General features: G+C 64.6%; 16 protein-coding genes (1 of these 16 cut by a window edge). 7 read left to right on the top strand and 9 right to left on the bottom strand.

Going from position 1 to position 18,993, the window contains the following annotated elements; all coding sequences use genetic code 11:
• The 7 genes from C468_RS16135 to C468_RS18215 form a co-directional block, all read right to left on the bottom strand.
• Positions 1 to 74, bottom strand: partial view of a fibrillarin-like rRNA/tRNA 2'-O-methyltransferase gene (locus tag C468_RS16135; protein WP_080510660.1) — the 5' end (the start) only. It extends 586 nt beyond the left edge of the window; 74 of the gene's 660 nt are visible here — the first part of the coding sequence; the start codon lies at positions 72 to 74; the stop codon falls past the left edge of the window.
• A complete protein-coding gene (locus tag C468_RS16130) occupies positions 10 to 924 on the bottom strand; it encodes an NOP5/NOP56 family protein (RefSeq protein ID WP_008849969.1) in 915 nt (304 codons plus the stop codon). The genes C468_RS16135 and C468_RS16130 overlap by 65 nt, the downstream gene beginning before the upstream one ends.
• Before the next feature lie 99 nt (positions 925 to 1,023).
• Positions 1,024 to 1,287 (bottom strand): glycine zipper domain-containing protein, encoded by a 264-nt coding sequence (locus C468_RS16125; RefSeq protein WP_008849968.1) that lies wholly within the window; start codon positions 1,285 to 1,287, stop codon positions 1,024 to 1,026.
• A 67-nt stretch (positions 1,288 to 1,354) separates the two neighbouring features.
• The gene (locus C468_RS16120; RefSeq protein WP_008849967.1) at positions 1,355 to 2,137 is read right to left on the bottom strand and encodes a CBS domain-containing protein; all 783 of its coding nucleotides are present in this window, start codon (positions 2,135 to 2,137) and stop codon (positions 1,355 to 1,357) included.
• Positions 2,138 to 2,204: 67 nt separating this feature from the next.
• Complete coding sequence (locus C468_RS18805) at positions 2,205 to 3,560, bottom strand: glycosyl hydrolase family 28-related protein (protein WP_080510659.1); 1,356 nt, start codon at positions 3,558 to 3,560, stop codon at positions 2,205 to 2,207.
• 174 nt (positions 3,561 to 3,734) lie between these two features.
• On the bottom strand, positions 3,735 to 6,503 hold the full coding sequence (locus C468_RS18800) for a glycosyl hydrolase family 28-related protein (RefSeq protein ID WP_008849965.1): 2,769 nt from the start codon (positions 6,501 to 6,503) through the stop codon (positions 3,735 to 3,737).
• Entirely contained in the window at positions 6,500 to 6,727 is a 228-nt protein-coding gene (locus C468_RS18215; protein ID WP_152422943.1) for a hypothetical protein, read from the bottom strand. The genes C468_RS18800 and C468_RS18215 overlap by 4 nt, the downstream gene beginning before the upstream one ends.
• A gap of 425 nt (positions 6,728 to 7,152) precedes the next feature.
• Between C468_RS18215 and C468_RS16105 the strand changes: the two genes are divergently transcribed.
• Complete coding sequence (locus tag C468_RS16105; protein WP_008849964.1) at positions 7,153 to 8,127, top strand: hypothetical protein; 975 nt, start codon at positions 7,153 to 7,155, stop codon at positions 8,125 to 8,127.
• 70 nt (positions 8,128 to 8,197) lie between these two features.
• On the opposite strand, the gene lonB is transcribed toward C468_RS16105, so the two are convergent.
• Complete coding sequence (gene lonB, locus C468_RS16100; RefSeq protein ID WP_008849963.1) at positions 8,198 to 10,480, bottom strand: ATP-dependent protease LonB; 2,283 nt, start codon at positions 10,478 to 10,480, stop codon at positions 8,198 to 8,200.
• A 170-nt stretch (positions 10,481 to 10,650) separates the two neighbouring features.
• On the opposite strand from lonB, the gene C468_RS16095 reads away from it, so the two are divergent.
• Positions 10,651 to 11,181: a nicotinamide-nucleotide adenylyltransferase gene (locus C468_RS16095; protein ID WP_008849962.1), complete on the top strand. Its 531-nt coding sequence runs from the start codon at positions 10,651 to 10,653 to the stop codon at positions 11,179 to 11,181.
• A 150-nt stretch (positions 11,182 to 11,331) separates the two neighbouring features.
• Positions 11,332 to 12,156: an SAM hydrolase/SAM-dependent halogenase family protein gene (locus tag C468_RS16090; RefSeq protein ID WP_008849961.1), complete on the top strand. Its 825-nt coding sequence runs from the start codon at positions 11,332 to 11,334 to the stop codon at positions 12,154 to 12,156.
• A gap of 11 nt (positions 12,157 to 12,167) precedes the next feature.
• On the opposite strand, the gene C468_RS16085 is transcribed toward C468_RS16090, so the two are convergent.
• On the bottom strand, positions 12,168 to 13,301 hold the full coding sequence (locus tag C468_RS16085) for an FG-GAP repeat domain-containing protein (protein ID WP_049912290.1): 1,134 nt from the start codon (positions 13,299 to 13,301) through the stop codon (positions 12,168 to 12,170).
• A gap of 212 nt (positions 13,302 to 13,513) precedes the next feature.
• Between C468_RS16085 and C468_RS16080 the strand changes: the two genes are divergently transcribed.
• From C468_RS16080 to C468_RS16065, 4 genes are all read left to right on the top strand, one after another.
• Positions 13,514 to 14,626, top strand: coding sequence for a glycosyltransferase (locus C468_RS16080; protein WP_008849959.1), 1,113 nt, complete (start codon positions 13,514 to 13,516; stop codon positions 14,624 to 14,626).
• Positions 14,627 to 14,880: 254 nt separating this feature from the next.
• Entirely contained in the window at positions 14,881 to 15,828 is a 948-nt protein-coding gene (locus tag C468_RS16075; protein ID WP_049912289.1) for a DUF1616 domain-containing protein, read from the top strand.
• A gap of 490 nt (positions 15,829 to 16,318) precedes the next feature.
• On the top strand, positions 16,319 to 17,422 hold the full coding sequence (locus C468_RS16070) for a DUF354 domain-containing protein (protein WP_008849957.1): 1,104 nt from the start codon (positions 16,319 to 16,321) through the stop codon (positions 17,420 to 17,422).
• A 166-nt stretch (positions 17,423 to 17,588) separates the two neighbouring features.
• On the top strand, positions 17,589 to 18,986 hold the full coding sequence (locus C468_RS16065; protein WP_206536747.1) for a hypothetical protein: 1,398 nt from the start codon (positions 17,589 to 17,591) through the stop codon (positions 18,984 to 18,986).
• The last annotated feature ends 7 nt before the right edge of the window (positions 18,987 to 18,993 follow it).

Genomic DNA, 18,993 nt, shown 5'->3' with positions numbered 1-18,993 from the left:
CGGGCTCGCTCATACGTCGCCCTCCGCGTCGGCGTCGCCGCCGCTCCTGTCGTCGTCCTTCCCTTCCTCCGCACGTGCTCGGATCGTCGCCATCCGCTCGCGGAGCTCCGCGTGGAGCGTCTCGCGGCGCTCGCCCGAGTAGTGGTCCACCCGGGCCGCGAGCGTCAGCTTGCCCGCGAGCGCCCGCGAGGCCGACCCACGGTCCTCGGGACGGGTGTTCCGCACGTACTCGTGCGTGTAGATGATCCCGTGTTTCGGGGAGGGCGCGCGTCCGGAGAGGTGCGCGAACAGGGCGTCCTCCGCGCCGAGCACCTGCACGGTCCCGGAAGGCTTCTTCGCGAGCGACTCCAGCCCGCCCGCGAGCGCGATCAGGCGCGCGGCGAGCTCCGGACCGGCCATCTCGGCGAGGTTCGGCGCCACCGCCGGCGCGATCCGGTCGATCGTCTCGGCGAGCGCGTCGCGCTCCGCGGCGAGGTCGGCCACGCGCGCCGAGAGCGAGACGGCGCGCCGCTCCAGCTCGCCGTCCGGCTCGCGCTCCGCCACGGCGCGGGCGCCCTCGATCCCCGGCTCGGCCTCGTCGAAGAGGCTCCCGGCCCACTCCGCGGCGCGCTCGGCCAGCTCGTTGGCGGTGCGCTCGCAGTCGTCCATCGCGCGCACCGCGTGGACGAGCTGTTTGTCGTCGGCCCGCTCGCGCTCGCGGACCGCCTCGCGGGTCGCCGCGACGGACGCCTCGTGGAGCCGGTCGTAGTAGTCCGCTCGCGAGTCGGCGAAGCCGGACTCGACCGCGAGGTGCGGCCAGTCGCGTGGCGCGTCGGCCTCGCCGTCGGCGATCCGGGCGCGGAGCGCCGACTCGTCGCCCGCGGCCTCGGCGCTGGCGGACGTGCCGCCCGCGAACCAGCCCGCGCTGTCGTCGGTGTCGGTCATTGCCCGTGGCTACTCCGTCCGGTCGTATAGGCGTTCCCGAAACGCCGGCGTCGCGACTGGGAACGAGAGCGGTCGCGAGAAACAGGGACGGCGGGGCGACTACTCGTCGGTCAGTTCGATCGTCGCGCCCGCGTCGTCGGACTCCTCGGCGTCGTCCGCGTCGTCCGAGTCCGACCGGAACTCCGCGAAGACGCCGTCGGCGCCGCTTCGGAGGTCCGCGAGCGTCGCGCCCGCGAGCCCCCCCAGCGCGCCGCCGGTGCTCGCCGCGTTTCGGCTGACTAATCCGCCGACGGCGGCGCCGATCGCCGCCCCGACGGCCGCGTACTTCGCCCGGGACAGCGCGCCCTTAATTCGGGATTTCATACACGTCACTTCGCTGCGAACTCTGAAAAACCTGTCGTCGGTGTGAGGTCGGAAGGAGACGGCGCGATCACTGGAGCCGCTTCGTGGTCTCGACGAGCGGGTGCCGGGCGTAATCGACGATCTCGATGTCGGTGATGTCGTCGAGCCCCTCGTTTTTCGCGGTCTTCGCCATCCCGAGGTCGACCGGCTGGTCGGGGACGATCACGTACGCGTCCATCTCGTCGATCCCGGCCTCGTGGGCCGCCATCACGCGGTGGTGGCCGTCGGCGAGGTGGAGCTCGCCGCCGTTGTCGATGACGACGAGCGGCTCCGCCAGCCCGCGCTCCAGCTCGTACTGTCGGCCCTCGAGCTCGTCGGCGTACACCCGGGCCTGCGTCGGCGTGAGGTCGGTCAGCCGCACCTCGCGGCGCTCCTCGGAGAGCCCGACGTTGTGGATCTGCTCGAGCGTGCGCATCAGCTTGCCCACCTTGCTCGGCGTGGCGCGCTCGATCTGCGAGCGGACCACGTCCGTGTTCGAGATGATGCCGACGAGGTTGTCCGCGTCGTCGACGACCGGGAGCCGCTGGATCCCGGACCGGAGGATGACGCGGGCGGCGTCGGTCACCTTCATGTCCGGGTGCGCCACGATGAGGTCGTCAGACATCACGGTGAAGACGGGGGCCTCCTCGTCGGCGAGCAGGAGGTCGGCGGCCGAGACGAACCCCTCGACGGTCCGCCCCTGCGTGACGGGGAACCCGTTATGGCCGTCGCTGTCGGCCATCCGGCGCGCGACGGCGCCCACCGTCTCGTCGGGGCTCACGGTCTCGACGTCGCGGGTCATGTACTCGCCGACGGTCGGTTTCCCGCTCATCGTCCGGCGTTGGCTCCGACGGATTAAAAAGGGGCGGGAGAGGCGGCACCGGTCGGAAACGGTCGGTCTACTCGTTTTCTGCTGCTCCAGGACTCTCCTCCAACAACCCGGGGAGACGCCACGCGCCGACGTCGCCGGGGAGCGGCACGCCGCGAATGTCCGCTACCATCCGTTCGTCCTCGTTGAATATCGTGAGATTCTCCGCCGCTCTGATCCCTCGACCGCCGGTCGCGGAATGGACGTAGTTCCGGATGTAACTCCCGGTCGCGTCCGTGTTCGAGTGTAAACCGGGGAACCCGTCCGTCCGGTTCGAACACACGTCGCCCTCCGCTTCGAGCACCGCGTCGTCCGTGAGGAATATCTGACCGCGGTCGTCGACCGTGTTGTCACGCATGACGAGTTGGCTCCCCTCCGGAACCGTGTACTGCGCCGTATCGGAGAGCCGGAAGGGGCCGTCGTTGTCCTCGCCGATGACGTCCTCGAACGTCACGGACGCCCCGTCGTGTTCCCCCGTGTTCTGGAACACGACGCCCCGGTTGTTCCGGATCCGGACGCGTCGGTACTCGACGTCGATCGCGCCGACGGACACCTTCGTTCCGGCGTTCCCCTGCGTCCCCTCGATAACGACGTCCTCGGCGATCCCCTTCCCGTTCGAGAAGTCGATCCCGGTCCCGTACGGCCCCTGGGAGTTATCCGCCACGTAACAGTGTTCGAGGCGCGGAGACGGGTCGTGTACGCCGGACCAGCCCGTCGCGACCCCGATACCGTGGGTTCCGCAGTCCCGGCTCGTGACGTGACGACAGGTGACGCCGCCGTACTGGATGTTGATTCCCACCGTCAAGGCGTCCCTGACCTCGACGTTCTCGACGAGCATGTCGCCGGAGCCGGTCGCGGCGTTATCCCGGAACGTCAGACACTCGCCGGGACCGCTGAACTCGCCGACTCCGCGTCTGTTCCCGTCGAGAACGAGATTCCGAAACGTCAGAGAGAAGTCGTCGGGCGAGACGACGCGGAACAGGTTATACGACCTCGACGTCCCGTCGGCGACCCGGATCACCGACCCCTGCCCGTCGCCGACGAGGGTGAGATCGTCCGCGTGTCGCTCGCCGCTGATCTCGATGACGGGCTCCTCACCGGACTGCGCGAGCACGTACGCCTCCTCCGGCTCCGGGAAGTACACCGTCTCGCCGTCGGTCGCGGCGTCGAGCGCGTCTCTGATCGCCTCCGAATCGTCCGTGTCCCCGTCGCCGGACGCCCCGAACTCGCGGACGTTCACGACGCCGTCCCCGCCGACGGTTTGCTGATCGGCTTCGCCGTCGGCTCCCTGATCATCGTCTCCTAATTCCGTCTCGTTCAGGCGGCCACCACATCCTGCGAGTCCGGCAGCTGTAACTGCGCAAAGGAACGCACGGCGTGATGCCATTGCCAGATGAAAGCCACCGCCGGGCTTAGTTAGGACCTTTCAAACGACGCGCGAACGACGGAAGCGGTGGATAACACCGACCGCGCCGTCCGAGGCGAAAACAGGCGGTCACCTCCACGAGGGCGACTGATCACGTCTGCGGCGACGTGACCTCCACGTCACCGGCGACGTGACCTACACGTCGACCGACTCGCTCGCCGTCTCGTTGGAGGTGTCGTTCACCCAGAGACGGACGGTATCGACGTCCCCGCGGACGCGCAACACGTGCGTGTAACTCGCCGTGTCGCCGTTCACGCGGGTGCTCTGCGCCGCGACCGTTCGACCGCCGTACTCCAGCGTCGTAACGACCGCGTCGAGGTCGTTCTCCGCGTCGCTGACCGTCCAGTCGATGTCGAACCGCGTCCACACGGAGTCGCTTTGATCGGTCACGTCGAACTGATCGACCGAGGGCGCGCTGGACGCCTCGGGGGCGGCGAGCGTGTCGAACCGGACGATACCCCCGTCGATGGGCCCGCCGTCACCCTGTGCGACGGCCCGGTGTTCGTATTCGGTACCCGCTTCCAACCCGGAGACGACGCGCGAGAACTCCCCCGGTTCCGAGAGCGTCCGTTCGCCCGCGACGTCCCACCCGTCGGTGCCGGCGGGCCGGTACTCGAACCACACCGTCACCTCGTCCGAGCCGCCGAGCGACGTGAGATCGCCGTTGAGAGTCGCCCCGTCCACGGTCGCCTCGTTCGCCACCAGGGACGTGATCTCCGGTCGGTTGTCGACGATGACGTCGATCGTCGACGCGGCCGTCGATCCAGCGTCGTCGGTGACGCGCGCCTCCAGGGCGACCTCGCCGTCGGCTGTCGCCGTCGAATCCCACTGCCCAACGTAGGTCCCCGTCTCCGCGTCGTAGGTCGTTTCCGACCACGCGCCGTCGCCGACGCGGTATTCGACCGTGAGGCCCTCTTGGGCACCGGTTCCGTCCGCGGCCGAGAGCCGTACGGAAACGGTTCCGCCGACACGTCGACCGCCCGTCGGAGACTGCCAGGCGACAGTCGGCTCACCGCCGGGAGAGAGCTCCGCTGTTTCGCCGCCGACGGCGGCGCTGAACACGTCGGTTTCGACCGGGTCGACGTCGTACGACCCGAGTCCGACCCACCCGTCGGTGTGGTCCGAGTCGGTGTGTTCGACGGTCCACTCGGCCGGCTCGGGCTCCGTCACCGGCCACACCTTCGCTTGCAGTCGGTCGCCCTCGGCGCGGAAGCGCCGGTAGAAGAACGTGTCCTCCTCGGGCGTCCCGAAGCGTTCCATCGTGGTCAGCCTTCCGTCGTCGTTGTATTTGGCGAGACGGAACCCCTCTGCGGGCGACTCGAGTTCGATCCAGTAGCCGGTCTCGTTGCCGTTCCGGACCGACGACCGGAGGTGAACCCGGGCGTGGTACCCGGAGCTCTCGGCCTCGTTGAACGTCGGAACGCGGAACTTATCCAGGACCTCGACGTCCGACGGCTCGCCGACGGCGTCCCACGAGATGGCGTGTCTCCCCGGGTCGGTTCCAGAGTGTTCGTACTGGAGGGCGTGTCCGCCGTCGAACCCGTCGCCCGAGACGACGCCCCACTCGTCGACGCTCGACGCCCACCGCGGCGTCCACTCCTCGAACGAGTCGTTCTCTTCGGTGTCCTCTTGCGTGTCCTCTTCGTCAGGCTCTTCCGCGGGCTCTTCCTCGTCAGTGCTGGTCTCCGCGCTCCACGCGCCGACCTCGTCTGCCGCCGGCACGTCGAGACCGGGCGAGGCCTGTTCGTTGACCGACCCGACGCTGAAGTTCGCCCCACCGAAGTCGTTGGTCGGGCTCCCGTCGACCTCCCACTGATTCAGCGTGTCCAGACTGCCCGCGTTCTCCGAGTTGTGGGCGATGCCGTTGTGGGGAACGGTATCGATATGGATCGTTTGGGCGTCGAAGACGGCGTTTTCGGTCACGTAGATGGTCTCGTTCCGCGTGTCGTTCCGATCGAGATTCTGGAACTCCAGTTCGCCGATGTCCCACGTTCCGACGTGCTCGTCTCTCCCGCCACACCGGAGTCCGCCCGTCGAATCGGTGTCGCGGAAGACGATCTGATCCAGCTCGACGCCCCACGCTCCGCCCCTGTTGACGGAGTCTCTGAACAGCGAGTTCGCGTTTGAGTCCCCGGTGAACGTCCCGTTCCGGACGTACGCGTATCCACCGCCCCCACCGGAGAACTTGTTCCCCGCGTAGGCGGTATCGACGTAGAAGTCCTCGACCAGGATACTCCGGTTCACGCTGATACCGTTCCCGATCGTCGCGTCGCGGGATCCGACGTCGAGCGCTTTGAGGCTCGTGAACTCGTTCACGACGTCGGACTCGTCGTGAGAGGTCGTCGCGGACCCGAGTTGGAACGCGTGCTGATCGTCGGTCGTGTCGACGGTGATCCGGTTCGCTTTGACGGTGTCGACACCTCCCCAGAACCCGAATCCGACTCCCGCCATGTCCTCGAGCAGGATGTCCTCGAAGCGGAAATCGAAGCCCGAGACCGCGTCGTACTGCCCCTCCGCAACCAGATAAATACCCGCGTGGCCTTCGCGGCCGATCCGGGTGTTGACGTCGAGGCTGGTGGATATCTTGAGATTCCGGATCTCTAACGCGAACGGGTCGCCCCTGCAGTCGAACCGGAACATGTTGACGTAGGAGTCGTCTCTCACGTCGTCGAGCTTCAGGTAGCTCCCCGGGCCCTCGCCCGTGATCGTGATATCGCTGACCGTGTCGTCCATGTAGAACGCGTTCCCGCGGCTGTTCTCGCTCATCAGGTAGTGGTCGGTCGTCTCTGGGATGAGGACGGTATCGCCGTCGACCGCCTGATCGATCGCGTCCTGGATCGCCTGCGTATCGTCGGTCGCTCCGTCTCCGACCGCACCGAAATCACGGACGTTTAAGACAGTCATAACCCACCGCTGCTAAAGTTTGTCCAGTAGGTGGGGTCCTCTTCAGCGGAACCGGTCGAAACGGCGCTCGACGCGCCGCCGACGAGAAGCGAGGCGAGAGAGACGCCACCGAGCTTCACGCAGTTCCGTCTGTTAAGTACCCATTTACCGCTTTCTTCGCTTGATTCGTCGTTTGAACGGCCGCTGCGCTCAGCGCCGCTGTTGCGTGCCAGCTTGCGTGCCATGCGAATAGAAGCAGACCAGTAACGGTGATAAGTGTATCGTTACAAACATGTTCATCATTCGATGACTGTTCAACGGGCCAACTGGACCGTCGTCTCACGGGCCCGCCGTATCGCCGGAGCGAGGCGAGCGTTTGCGGGGGCGTTAAGAACCGCATAACACCGTCCTACCGACCTTCCAACCGAGACCCGACCCGCTCAAACCCCAGGGTCCGTTGTCGTTCGCGTCGCGGATTCGCGAAGCGAACTCCGAGTACTGTCAATGAGTGTAATAGACTACGACCGCCGCCGAGAGCGATCGAGGGCGACGAAATCCGTCGCAGTGTGTCGGAGCTACCGAAGAAAGTCGGAACCGGTCGCGACGCGGGCGGTCGCCGTCCGAGATATCGGTGTCATAACTATTCCAATGGGTGGCGTGCGGTTCGTTCATGAAAACGGATCTCAGGGCCTGGCTGCGGTGCCTGTCGAGCGATGCCGAGGAGGGAGGGATACGAGAGTTCGTCGGCGGTGCGTACAACGGGGTCTTCTTCTCGCTCACGTCCCGATACCCGTTCGGGACGAATGTTTACGACCTGGACTGGGATCTGCTGATCGTCCTCGACGCCTGTCGCGTCGACGCCCTGCGGGAGGTCGCCCCGGAGTTCGACTTCATCGAGGACGTCGGGTCGGTCTGGTCGGTCGGGAGCTCGTCGCACGAGTGGCTCTGCAAGACGTTCAACCGGGAGTACGCGGACGAGATCTCGGAGACCGTGTACGTCTCGACGAACCCGAACACGCCACGGGCGTTCAGTGAGGAGGAACGGCCGCCGACCGGGTATCGGATCCCCGTCCAGTGGACCGACTGGGACGTGGTCGACGAGGAGGATTTCAAGCTCCTCCGACAACTGCACCGCCACGACTACGACGAGTTCGCGGACACGTTCCCGCCCGACTTAGTCACGGACCACACGATCCACGCCGCCAGAACCACCGACTTCGAGCGGATGATCGTCCACTACTTCCAGCCGCATCGGCCGCACATCGGGACCGCGTACCCCTCGAAACGCCCCGTGACGGCGGCCGAGGATCGGCCCTGGGATGCGATACGGAACGGAGACGCGACGGAAGAGGACGTCTGGGAGCTCTACCTCGATAACCTCCGGCTCGCGCTCGACTCGGTCGGTCGGCTGCTCGAGAACGTCGACGCCGAGACCGTGGCCATCACCGCGGACCACGGCGAACTGTTCGGCGAGTGGGGGCTCTACGGCCACCCCGAGGGCGTGGTCAACCCGAATCTGAAGAAGGTCCCGTGGGCGCTCACGACCGCGTCCGATGAACGGACGAGCGACCCGACGGTAGACGTCGACCGGCAAAAGGGCGACGTGGACGTCCAAGAGCGGCTCGAAAACCTCGGCTACGTCTAACCTCGGCGACCGAGGAGTCGTCTCGCGTCGACGGGTCAGTCCGCCGTCGACGCGAGCGGGACGCGGTGGGTTACTGCGGGCTCGGACTGGAGGGGCCGGAGACGCCGCCCTCCTTCAGTGCCGAGCCGGTGATCGACTTGAGCCGGGAGACGAGCGAGTCCTTCTCGGCCTCGCCCTCGAGGGCGATGTCGAGGACCTCGCTGATGTGCGAGACGGGGATGACCTCGATCATGTCCTCGTACTCGTCTTCGATCATCACGTCCTGCTCGTTCGCCTGCGGGATGATGACCCGGGTGCAGCCGGCCTTCGCGGCCGCCTCGATCTTGTGGGTGACGCCGCCGACGGGGAGCACGTCGCCCCGCACCGACAGCGAGCCGGTCATCGCGAGGCTCTGGTCGACGCCCACGTCCTCCAGCGCGCTTATGACGGCGGTCGCGACCGTGATGGACGCGGAGTCGCCGTCGACGCCCTGCTGGCCCGCCTGCACGAACTGGATGTGGATGTCCATCTCCGAGATGTTCTCGTCGGAGAACTTCTTGATGATGGCGGAGACGTTCGACACCGACTCCTGGGCCATCTCCTTCAGCTGCCCCGTGGCGATGACTTCACCGGGCCCCTGCGAGGGCGCGACCTCGGCCATCACCGGGAGCATGATCCCGGAGTCCTCGCCCATCACGGCGAGCCCGTTGACGCGGCCGACGACGTAGCCGTCGGAGACCTGCAGCTCGTAGTCCTTCCGGCGCTCGATGAAGTCGTCCGCGAGCTGCTGTTCGATGGAGCGCGAGCGCCCCTTCGCCTGCAGCACGTGGTCGCGGGTGGTCAGGTCGGCGTCCTCGCCGCGGGCGATGTCGCCGGCGACGCGGACGAGCCCGCCGAGGTTCCGGAACAGGAGGGTGAGGTGGCCCTTCCGGCCGGAGCGGCGCTTGGCCTCGAGGATGACCTCCTCGACAGCCTCGGCCGTGAACTCGGGCAGACGGCCGTCCTTCGCGACCTCCTGGGCGATGAACCGGACGTACTTCCGGCGCATCTCCGGGGTGTCCTCGATGGTGTCCTCCATGTACACTTCGTACCCGTACCCCTTGATGCGGCTCCGGAGCGCCGGGTGCATGTTCTCCATCGCGTCGAGGTTCCCCGCCGCGATCATGACGAAGTCGGTCGGGACGGGCTCGGTCTGGACCATCGCGCCCGAGGAGCGCTCGGACTGGCCCGTGATCGAGAACTCGCCCTCCTGGATCGCCGTCATGAGGTGCTGCTGGCTGCGGATGTCGAGCGTGTTGATCTCGTCGATGAACAGCACGCCCTTGTTCGCCTTGTGGATGGCCCCGGCCTCGACGCGGTCGTGGCTGGGCGTCTCCATCCCGCCGGACTGGAACGGGTCGTGCCGGACGTCGCCGAGCAGCGCGCCGGCGTGCGCGCCGGTCGCGTCGCGGAACGGCGCGGTCTTCGTGTCGCCGTTGTTCACCAGCAGGTTCGGGATCATCGCGTCCGAGCCGCGGTTCAGGTAGCGGAAGACGAGGTAGACGACCCCGGCGGCGATGATGCCGACGAGGATCTGACCGACGATGATGAGCGCGTAGCCCAGCACGACGGCGATGATGATCCACATCAACAGCGACCGCATCTGGTTGCGCTTGCGCGCCTCCTCGCGGTGCGCGTCGACGATCTGGTCGCCCTTGCCGGCGGGGACCGTCCGGACCTTCGGCTTGTTGCCGTCGTCCGGGTTGTGGTAGACCAACACGTCTTGCAGCTCCTCTTTGGGGAGCAGCTCGGACATCGCCTTCGCGAGCATCGACTTCCCGGTCCCGGGCGAACCGATCATCATCACGTGGCGGCGCTGCTTGGCCGCCTTGATGATCACGTCGCGGGCGTGCTCCTGCCCGATGACCTGGTCGACGAGCCGGTCGGGGATCTCGAGCTCGGCGGTGGTGTCGATCTTGAGTCCCCCGAGGAGGTCGTCCTCGTCCGGGTCCTCGTCGATCTCGGCACCCTCGACCTCGACGGAGCTGCCGAGCTCGTCGATGCCGCCGCCCTCGTTCGGTTCGGTGACACCCTCGGGGGTGGCGCCGTTCGCTTCCTCGCGGCCCGTCTCGGCGCCGTCCGACTCGGGTCCGTCGACGACGATCCCGTCGTCCCAGCCCTCGTCGGGCTCGGTGGGCTCGTCGACGACCGTCTCCTCCTCGGAGGCCGGGTCGTCGGCGTCGTCGGGCGCGTCGGCGCCCTCGTCCGCCGGCGCGCGCTCGCCGTCGCGGGCGTCCTCGCCGTTCCCCGTCGGGTCCGGGCTCCCGGCGCCGGACTCGTCCGGCTCGTCGGGGTCCTCGGTCGGCGGGTCGTTCGCGTCCTTTTCGTTGCTCATAGAATCGGTTTTCGCTATGAAAAACGAAGGGTCGGCAACTGATATACTTTCTCCCCGCGGACGATCCGTAGGAGATCGGGAAAACGGGCCTGATACCCCTCGAAGCCCCCGATATCTCCGGTCGACAGCTCCCACGAGGTTTATAAACGAGGCTCTCGCTACGTGTATCCATGCGCGGGTTCTACATCGGGCGGTATCAGCCGTTTCACAACGGCCACCGACATATGGTCGAGGAGATCGCGGCCGACGTCGACGAGCTCGTCCTCGGGATCGGCTCGGCCGGCGACTCCCACACCACCCGGAACCCGTTCACGGCCGGCGAGCGCGTGATGATGGTGACGAAGGCCGTCGAGGGGCTCGACGTCACCACCTACGTCGTCCCCATCGAGGACCTCGACCGCAACTCCGTCTGGGTGGGTCACGTACAGAGCATGACCCCCCGGTTCGACGTGGCGTACTCGAACAACCCCCTCGTCGTTCGGCTGTTCGAGGAGGCCGGCGTCGAGGTCCGCGGGTCGCCGATGTTCCGGCGCGACGTGCTGGAGGGAACGGAGCTTCGCGAGCGCATGATCCACGGCCGCGACTGGCAGGAACTGGTCCCCGAGACCGTCGTCGACGTGATCGAGGAGATCGACGGCGTCGAGCGCATCCGTCGGATCGCGGAGACCGACGCCAACGCCGAGCCGCCCTCGGACGCGTAGCCGGGCTGGCCGCGGAGAGTCGCGTCCGCGCTCGTCGCCGACCCGCTCACCGCACCCACGCTCGTCGCCGACGCCTTCACCAACGCCTTCTCACCGCCCCGCTCGCCGCACCACCCGCCTTTTAAGAGTCAGCCGCACCGCTGATCGGGCGTGATCACGCTCACCTCAGACTTCGGTTCGCCGTACCCCGCCGCGATGAAGGGAGTGATCCGGCGCCACACCGACGCCGAGCTGATCGACGTCGCTCACGACCTCCCGCGCGGCGACCCGCGCGCGGCCGCCTTCTGGCTCCGGTTCGTCCTCCCGGAGTTTCCGCCGGCCGTCCACTGCGCGGTTATCGACCCGGGCGTCGGCACCGACCGCGACGCCCTCGTCGTCCGCGCCGGCTCGCACGTGCTGGTCGCTCCCGACAACGGGCTCGCGATGCCGCCGGCCCGAGCGCTCGCGGACGAGGGAGAGATCGAACCGTTCGTCGTCGACGCCGACGAGCCCGCGAGCGAGACGTTCCACGGCCGCGACGTGTTCGCCCCGGTCGCGGCCCGGATCCGAGACGGCCTCGGCGACGATCCGGCGACGGCGACCGCCGAGGGAGTGGCCGAGACGCTCGCCGCCATGGACGACCTCTCACCGGCGGGGGACCCGGTCGACCTCGTCCTCCCGGACCCGACCGTCGAGCGCGACGACGCGGGCGAGCCGGTCGCCGTCGAGGGCGAGGTGCTCGCGGTCGATCGGTTCGGCAACGTGGTCACGAACGTCCCGGGCGAGCTGATCCGCGGCCGCGACTGGGTCCGGATCAACGACGAGCTCACGCCGGTCGCCGAGACGTTCGGCGCGGTGGATAAGGGCGATCGGCTCGTCACCGTCGGGAGCCACGGCTACGTCGAGTGCGACGTGAACGACGGGCGCGGCGACGGCGCGTTCGACCTCCGGCCCGGGGACTCGGTGCGGATCGTCGCCGACAACGTGAGCGTGTAGAATCGAGTTTGTTAATATTGCCGATACCAGACGTCGACGTGACAGTCTGGATCGTATGACTTCCCGACGATATCGAGCGACCCGTCGCCCGTGATGTCGACCGCCTTCGCTTCATGAGTCGCGACGCCGCGATCGATCTCGACGCGCTCGAATCCCTCGTCGGTATTCCGGTAAATGAACATCCGCGGGTCGTCTTTGCCCTCCCGACCCATCTCGGCGACGAGTAAGTCGGGTCGGCCGTCTCCGTCGAAGTCCTCGATCTGGATCGTGTGTGGATTGTACAGGTCGTCGTCGAGTGTCGTCACGGACCAGTCCGGCGGATCGAACACCCCGACACGCCCCCGTCGATCCCCCTGATACGGGAGGTCTCCCTCAGTTACGACTACCTCTATGTCCCCGTCATCGTCGAGGTCCGCGACAGCGACCCGCGTCCACTGCCAGTCATCACCGAGACGTTCGCGGCCCCAGTCGTCCACGGGCCCGTTCCGCCGAAACACGTTCGGCCCGGCGACGAGTTCGGTGGTCCCGTCGCCGTCGAGGTCGGTGACGGCGACCCCTTCGACGTTCAGCCCCTCGGCGATCACGTGTCGGTGACCGTCGGGCCAGGGGGAGACAGAGGGGTCTTCGGGAATATCGTAGTAACAGACCGTCTCGCTCTGTTGTGAGAGGATGACGACTTCCGGTTCGCCGTCGTCATCGATGTCGGCGATCGCCGTGTCGTGGTACTTTCGGAACTCGTCGGTGATCAAGTGACGGGACCAAGTCCGTCGCGGGTTCGACGGGATATCGAACCAGTAGAGATCGGTCCCGCCGTTCTGTCCGATAACGAGTTCGGGCGCCCCGTCGCCGTCGATATCACCGATCGACCCGCCGACCGAGAGGTCGGGGATCCGTGCGACCTCGTGTCGCTCCCAACCGGGGTTCTCGTACCAGAACACGTTGGACTCCAGCCGCTTGATCGCGCTTCCGACGATTGGTAAGTGCCGGAGTATTATCCGCTTGCCGAGTACCTTTACCGGCTTTTTCGCACCCATTCCGCCGACGAGCACGTCTGGCCTCCCATTACCGGTGAGGTCGGGCGTGAGACAGAACCCGAGTCGACCGCATGGAGGGTCATCGTCGATGCGTTCGTGTCGGAACTCCATGCCAGAATTTCGAGTTGTCCGAGTAAGAGTAGGAGTACATTAACGAACCTCATCGCTCGGCCGTGCCACTCAGATCCCACCCCCCGTCACGTCTGTGTCGTCACGCCGGACGACGGCGAAATCGTCCGCCTGACCGTTCAAAAGTCCATAACAATGTCCGTGGTGTGCCTCATCGCTCGCATGACGCCTAAGAACGCTATCGGGCGGTGGCGATGACCAATTCCGACGACGGCCGGATCACGGTGCTAATGTGTCCGGACTACAGGGAATCGAATCCGTATCAGTCCGAACTGATCGATGCGTTAGACTCCCACGATATCGAAGTCTCAGCGGCGAGCGGGGGCTGGGCGTTTCCGCTTCTCGCAGGCGTTCGCCGTCACGGGGTACCAGATGTGCTCCACCTCCACTGGCTTCACCGTTTCGTCATTACCAATCGCCGGTTCCCCGCTGTGGTCGCTGTGCTACTCGGTGTGAGACTCATCTTTGAACTCGTACTGTTACGGGCACTCGGGGTTCGAATCGTCTGGACCGTCCACAATCTCCTCGATCACGAACGGACCGCCCCGCGCAGCGAACTCGTGATCAGACACGCAGTCGCGTGGCTCACTGACAGACTTATCGTCCACTGCGAAGCGGCGGTCACGTTGGTCGCGGAGACGTACCGGCTTCCCGAACGAGTCTCGAACCGTATCCGCGTCGTCGCCCACGGCAACTTCGGGGATGTCTACGGGAACGATGTATCTCAGTCGACGGCCCGCGAGCGGCTTGATCTCTCTCTCGATACCCCCGTCGTCGCCTTCTTCGGACTGATACGCCCCTACAAGAACGTCCCCGGATTGATCGAGGCGTTCAAACGCGTTTCCGGAGATGCCAGGCTCCTCGTCGTCGGGAATCCGTGGAACGAAGAAATAGAAAGTCGCGTGCGCGCGGCCAGTGCCGACGATAATCGGGTACACACGGTCCTCGAATACGTTCCCGAAGACGAGATACAGGTGTATATGCGCGCTACGGACGCGGTGGTACTTCCCTTCGACTCGGTGTTGACCTCCGGCAGCGCAGTGTTGGCGATGACGTTCGGTCGCGCTGTCGTGGCGCCGACAATGGGGTGTCTCCCCGGACTTATCGGATCCGAGGGCGGCTATCTATATGCCCCCGAAACGCCCGGGGGGCTTCAGGTCGCGCTCCGGAAGGCGATCGGCGATCGCGAGCGGCTGCGAGAGATGGGACAGCGGAATGGGAAGGAGGCTGAAAAGTTTGACTGGGACCGAATTGCCGAACGGACGCGGTACGTGTACACTCTGAAAGCAGCGCGAGTGTCTCGGTGAGTGACGTCCAATGGCATGAATCAGCGTCCTCGACTGCGAATCGGGGGGCGGGTGAATGGACCGCCTAACGAAGTCGCTGTTCGTCTAAGCGGCAGTCACAGGTATAGCTAGCGTTGACCTCACGCAACGAGACCGAATCCGGCTTCGACATCGGTTGGTCAAGCGGTCCGTCAGACGAGAGGTCGTCGAGACGGACGGGGTGAGAGAGACGACAGCGACAGAAATGACAGATGATGGATAATTCATCCACGCGAATGCTCTCGTGGGACGTCGTCGCGATTCTCGCCTACACCGCGGCAGTCGTCCCCCTCCAGTGGATCGAGCTCTCGTCTTCGATCCGGATCGTTTTCCTAGCACCAGTGTTGTTGTTTCTACCGGGATTCACCCTTACTACGGTACTGTTTCCGGGAGGACCGACCAAAGACACCCGGGCGACGAACGAGCTGAGTTCGGAGCGTGGAGATGACGGGGTTTCTCGGCTAGACCTCGTTGAGCGTACTGCGGTTTCCGTGGGGGTAAGTGCTGGACTGCTTCCGCTGTTCGCGTTCGGTTTCGACCTTGTGCTGGGGCAGGTTGTCGGTCCGATAATCGCGGTCACAGCCGTCTTTTCGGCTATTATGGCCATTATCGGGAGATATCGTCGGTCGCAATTATTAGAACGTGACCGGTTCGAGGTCCCGGTCAGAGAGTGGTTCGAAAGGAGCGTGACGTCGACGACGGAAGAGTCTACTGGAGCCGCCACGGTCAATATCGTACTCGCGGTCAGCGTGCTGCTGGCCATCGGAGCCGTCGGGGTGGCGTTCGCCATCCCACAGCAAGGTGCAACGTTCACTGATTTCGCGGTCGGGAGCGAGCAGGACGGCGAATTCGTCACCGATGGCTACCCCGAAGACCTTGCAATCGGTGAGACTGCTGAGATGGCGGTTCTCATCGAGAACAGTGAGGGCGAACCAAGAGAGTACTCTGTAGCGGTACGCTTCGAGAGAGTTCAAAACGGAACGGTAACAGCCGTCGAGAATGCCGACGAGTTCGCGGTGACCGTCGAGTCAGGCGAGACAATCATTCAGAACCACAGCGTGACGCGATTGATGACGGGCGAAAACGTCCGATTGCGGTTTTTCCTGTACCGTGGTGAACCGCCGACCGACCCGGGACCTGAAACCGCGTACCGATCGGTTCATGTCTGGATACATACTGATTAAGCGAGTAAGATCTCGTTAGATATCCCGTCTCTCGGACTTCCGTCGTGGAGTAGGAGTGGATTCGGAGTTGTCGTGATGGTTACTCGGCTGGCGGCACAGGGGCGGACGCTTTTCGCATCCGCGGTCACCATGTCGGCGTTTCGGATGTTGTTTCGTTCGCGGCGACGAGGTGGCTCCCGAAGGCTGTTCGGAATGACTTCGCTTTGGACACTTAAATAGAGCGTCGAACGGCAGTTTTGTAGTGTACTATCTGTTCATTTATATAATTAAATATGTAGATATTCACCTTGAGTGTCTATAACGAAGTACATATCATTGTTTGAACGAGGCAGGTCTCGGGTCGGAACACATCCCGCGGAAGACCACGACCGAGACGAACTATGTATTCGAGCGACCAACGAGACGCGTGGCGTCTGTCCGAATTGGTGACCGCCAACAGCGTCCTCCCTATCGGCACGAACGAACGGATCTCCAGCAGACGGAGTCCAAGATGACCGAAACAAGCGTGTGGCTCGATCTGATAAGCCCGTCACATCCGTTCCTTTTTGAGGGGCTACTAGACGATATGGGCGACATCAGATTCCGAACGACCGTCCGAAAGAAGACGGAGACCGCAGATCTCGCCCGCGAGGCAGGATTCGATTTTGACCTGCTGGGTCGTGATTTCGAGAACGTCACCCTACGGACCGCAGCCGTTCCGCTTCGCACCATCCAAGTCACCTTACAGGCGCCCGCTGCAGACGTTTCGTTGTCTGCTCGAAATGCGATGTGTGTGCTGGCATCGCGAGCACGAGGGACCCCGTCGATCCATTTTACTGACAACGATATTACTGCATACGTCGACGCGCCGCTGGTCGAGCGGGCGTTCTGTCGGTTCAGGGCGGCTGCAACTCACCACGTCGTCCCGTCAGCGTTCCAAATCTCGGAGCTGACACGATGGGGGGCAGATTCGGACCGGATACACACGTACAGCGGCTACAAAGAGGATATCTACGTAGCGAGCTTCGATCCTGATGAGTCGTTCACCGAAAGGCTACCCTTCGAGACCTATGTTGTACTCCGTCCCGAGGCGCTGGGTGCGGCCTACGTCGACGAGAAAGAGTCGCTCGTTCCCCAACTGCTGGAGGCGCTCACAGCGGCAGGAGCCAACATCGTGTACCTGCCACGCAGGCCCGGAGATCGTCCGCATGCAGACCCGTATCCGGACGACCGTGTGTACGTCCCCGACGGTGCGCTTGACGGCCTCCAGCTAGCCTGGCATTCCGACGGCGTCCTGACCGGGTCGGGAACGATGGCACGGGAGGCGGCCTGTATGGGGAAGCCTGCGATATCTTTCTTCCCTGGACCACTGCTGTCGGTCGACAGGTCGATGGTGGAGGATGGACTGATCGTTCACTCCCGCGACCCCGGCGAAATTTCCTCGTATCTGATGGCGGTCGGAACAACGGACCGGATGCCGGACCGGGAGCGATGCTTCCAAGTTCGAAAAGAGGTGTCCTCACTCGTGCGGGCGTTGATCGAGAATCCCGAGAACCCAACGCTCGACTCGGATCCGGGATCGGCCGAACGTCCAGATATGAGCCAAGTGAAGTGAGCGGTGTACTCCCACCCACGGTTGTTTTCTCCACGGTATACGGCGAATACTCCCGTAGACCCGTGTCCGACGCGTAATGTTTCCGTAGGACTCGATTGGCCTCGGTGTGAGGCGATCAGAGGAAACTACTTCATAACTTACTGACCCCGATCCAAGACACGGATGAATGGGTCAGGACGCGACGGACAAGGGCGCTGATCGATCGCGAGCAGGATCAGGAGCCAAGACAAACGTGATCGAGGCGGCGACTGCGCCGGAATGGGACGTTCGGGAATCAGCGAACGAGAGCCAGAGTGACACTGATTTCTTCGCAGTTGACGTATCTAACGCGGTTGATACGTCTGAGTGCGACGATTTCGGCGTTCAAGATGGCCCGGTAGTCGCGGGATACGATACGGCAGCCGTCTGTCGAAACGCCCTCGTGTGGGCACGTGAGCGCGACTATGCCGGGTACGACCCGTACGATGGTCTGAACAGTCCGATTCTGTCGGCGCTTTCTCGACACTGGCTGCTCCGGCTGTTGTCGATTCACGGCGTCCAGAAGTTCCCGCTGAATCTCAGACCGTACCTCGGTATCCCCGAGAGACGGAATCCGAAGGGAATTGGCCTGTTCGCCAGCGCGTACCTGAACGAATACGAACGGACGGACGATGTCGCCGCCCTCACCGAGGCGGAACGGCTGCTGGACTGGCTTTCGGACAACCGGTCGCCGGCGTTCGGGCGCTCGTCGTGGGGATACAACTTCGACTGGCAGAACTCGACGAAGTTCTTCCTCCCGGCGACCCATCCGTGCGGAGTCGTGACCGTGTTCTGTGCTCGTCCGTTTCTCCGGCACCACGAGCTGACAGGTTTCGAACCGTCGCTTGAGGTGGCTCACGACGCGGTTACGTTTCTTCTCGAGGACATCGGAACGGAGTCAGTCAACGGGCACGAGGTGCTCACGTACACACCGTACGACTCGTACGTGGCGATCAATGCGAACGCACTCGCGGCAGACCTAATTTGGCGAGTGGGTCGGCGACTCGGCGACGAGAAACTCCTCGACCGCGCACAGGAGCTGTTTGCGTTCGTCATCGACGCCCAGACGGACGTGGGCGGGTGGAACTACTCAGTTCCGGCGTCGGATTCGCACTTGGGGTACGACAACTTCCACACGGGATTTATTCTCGAAAGCCTCAGCCGGTACGCTCACGGGCGGGATGACGGCGACCCGGTCCGAAAGGCGTACGAAAAGGGGATGCAGTTCCACCGCCAAAACCACTTCGAGGCCGACGGAGCGCCGAAGTTCGAGGACGACCAGTCCCGGCCGTATGACGTGCACGCTGCGGCACAGGCACTCGTCACGTTCACATCTCGGGACAATCCGAAAGACGCTGTCCTCGCCAGAAACGTCCTCGAGTGGACACTGAATCGACTGTACGACTCCGAGGGATACTTTTACCGTCGGGTCGGACGGTTTGTAACCGACAAAACTCCGTACATTCGGTGGAACCAGGCATGGATGTGTTTGGCGCTGTCGGCATTCCTAACACACAAATGCGGTGATAATCTCAACCAACAGTAACTTTGGT

It is taken from the genome of Halorubrum kocurii JCM 14978, assembly GCF_000337355.1.
Classification (GTDB): domain Archaea; phylum Halobacteriota; class Halobacteria; order Halobacteriales; family Haloferacaceae; genus Halorubrum; species Halorubrum kocurii.
The sequence above is the reverse complement of the archived record's forward strand: the minus strand, read 5'-3'. Positions and strand labels throughout refer to the sequence as shown.

Coding starts and splice junctions, on each gene's coding strand:
- C468_RS16075 (WP_049912289.1), top strand. CDS start 14,881: ATGCTCTCGTGGGACGTCGTCGCGATTCTCGCCTACACCGCGGCAGTC.
- C468_RS16120 (WP_008849967.1), bottom strand. CDS start 2,137: ATGAGCGGGAAACCGACCGTCGGCGAGTACATGACCCGCGACGTCGAG.
- C468_RS16130 (WP_008849969.1), bottom strand. CDS start 924: ATGACCGACACCGACGACAGCGCGGGCTGGTTCGCGGGCGGCACGTCC.
- C468_RS18805 (WP_080510659.1), bottom strand. CDS start 3,560: ATGGCATCACGCCGTGCGTTCCTTTGCGCAGTTACAGCTGCCGGACTC.
- lonB (WP_008849963.1), bottom strand. CDS start 10,480: ATGAGCAACGAAAAGGACGCGAACGACCCGCCGACCGAGGACCCCGAC.
- C468_RS16095 (WP_008849962.1), top strand. CDS start 10,651: ATGCGCGGGTTCTACATCGGGCGGTATCAGCCGTTTCACAACGGCCAC.
- C468_RS16125 (WP_008849968.1), bottom strand. CDS start 1,287: ATGAAATCCCGAATTAAGGGCGCGCTGTCCCGGGCGAAGTACGCGGCC.
- C468_RS16065 (WP_206536747.1), top strand. CDS start 17,589: ATGGGTCAGGACGCGACGGACAAGGGCGCTGATCGATCGCGAGCAGGA.
- C468_RS16105 (WP_008849964.1), top strand. CDS start 7,153: ATGAAAACGGATCTCAGGGCCTGGCTGCGGTGCCTGTCGAGCGATGCC.
- C468_RS18215 (WP_152422943.1), bottom strand. CDS start 6,727: ATGGCACGCAAGCTGGCACGCAACAGCGGCGCTGAGCGCAGCGGCCGT.
- C468_RS18800 (WP_008849965.1), bottom strand. CDS start 6,503: ATGACTGTCTTAAACGTCCGTGATTTCGGTGCGGTCGGAGACGGAGCG.
- C468_RS16085 (WP_049912290.1), bottom strand. CDS start 13,301: ATGGAGTTCCGACACGAACGCATCGACGATGACCCTCCATGCGGTCGA.
- C468_RS16080 (WP_008849959.1), top strand. CDS start 13,514: ATGACCAATTCCGACGACGGCCGGATCACGGTGCTAATGTGTCCGGAC.
- C468_RS16070 (WP_008849957.1), top strand. CDS start 16,319: ATGACCGAAACAAGCGTGTGGCTCGATCTGATAAGCCCGTCACATCCG.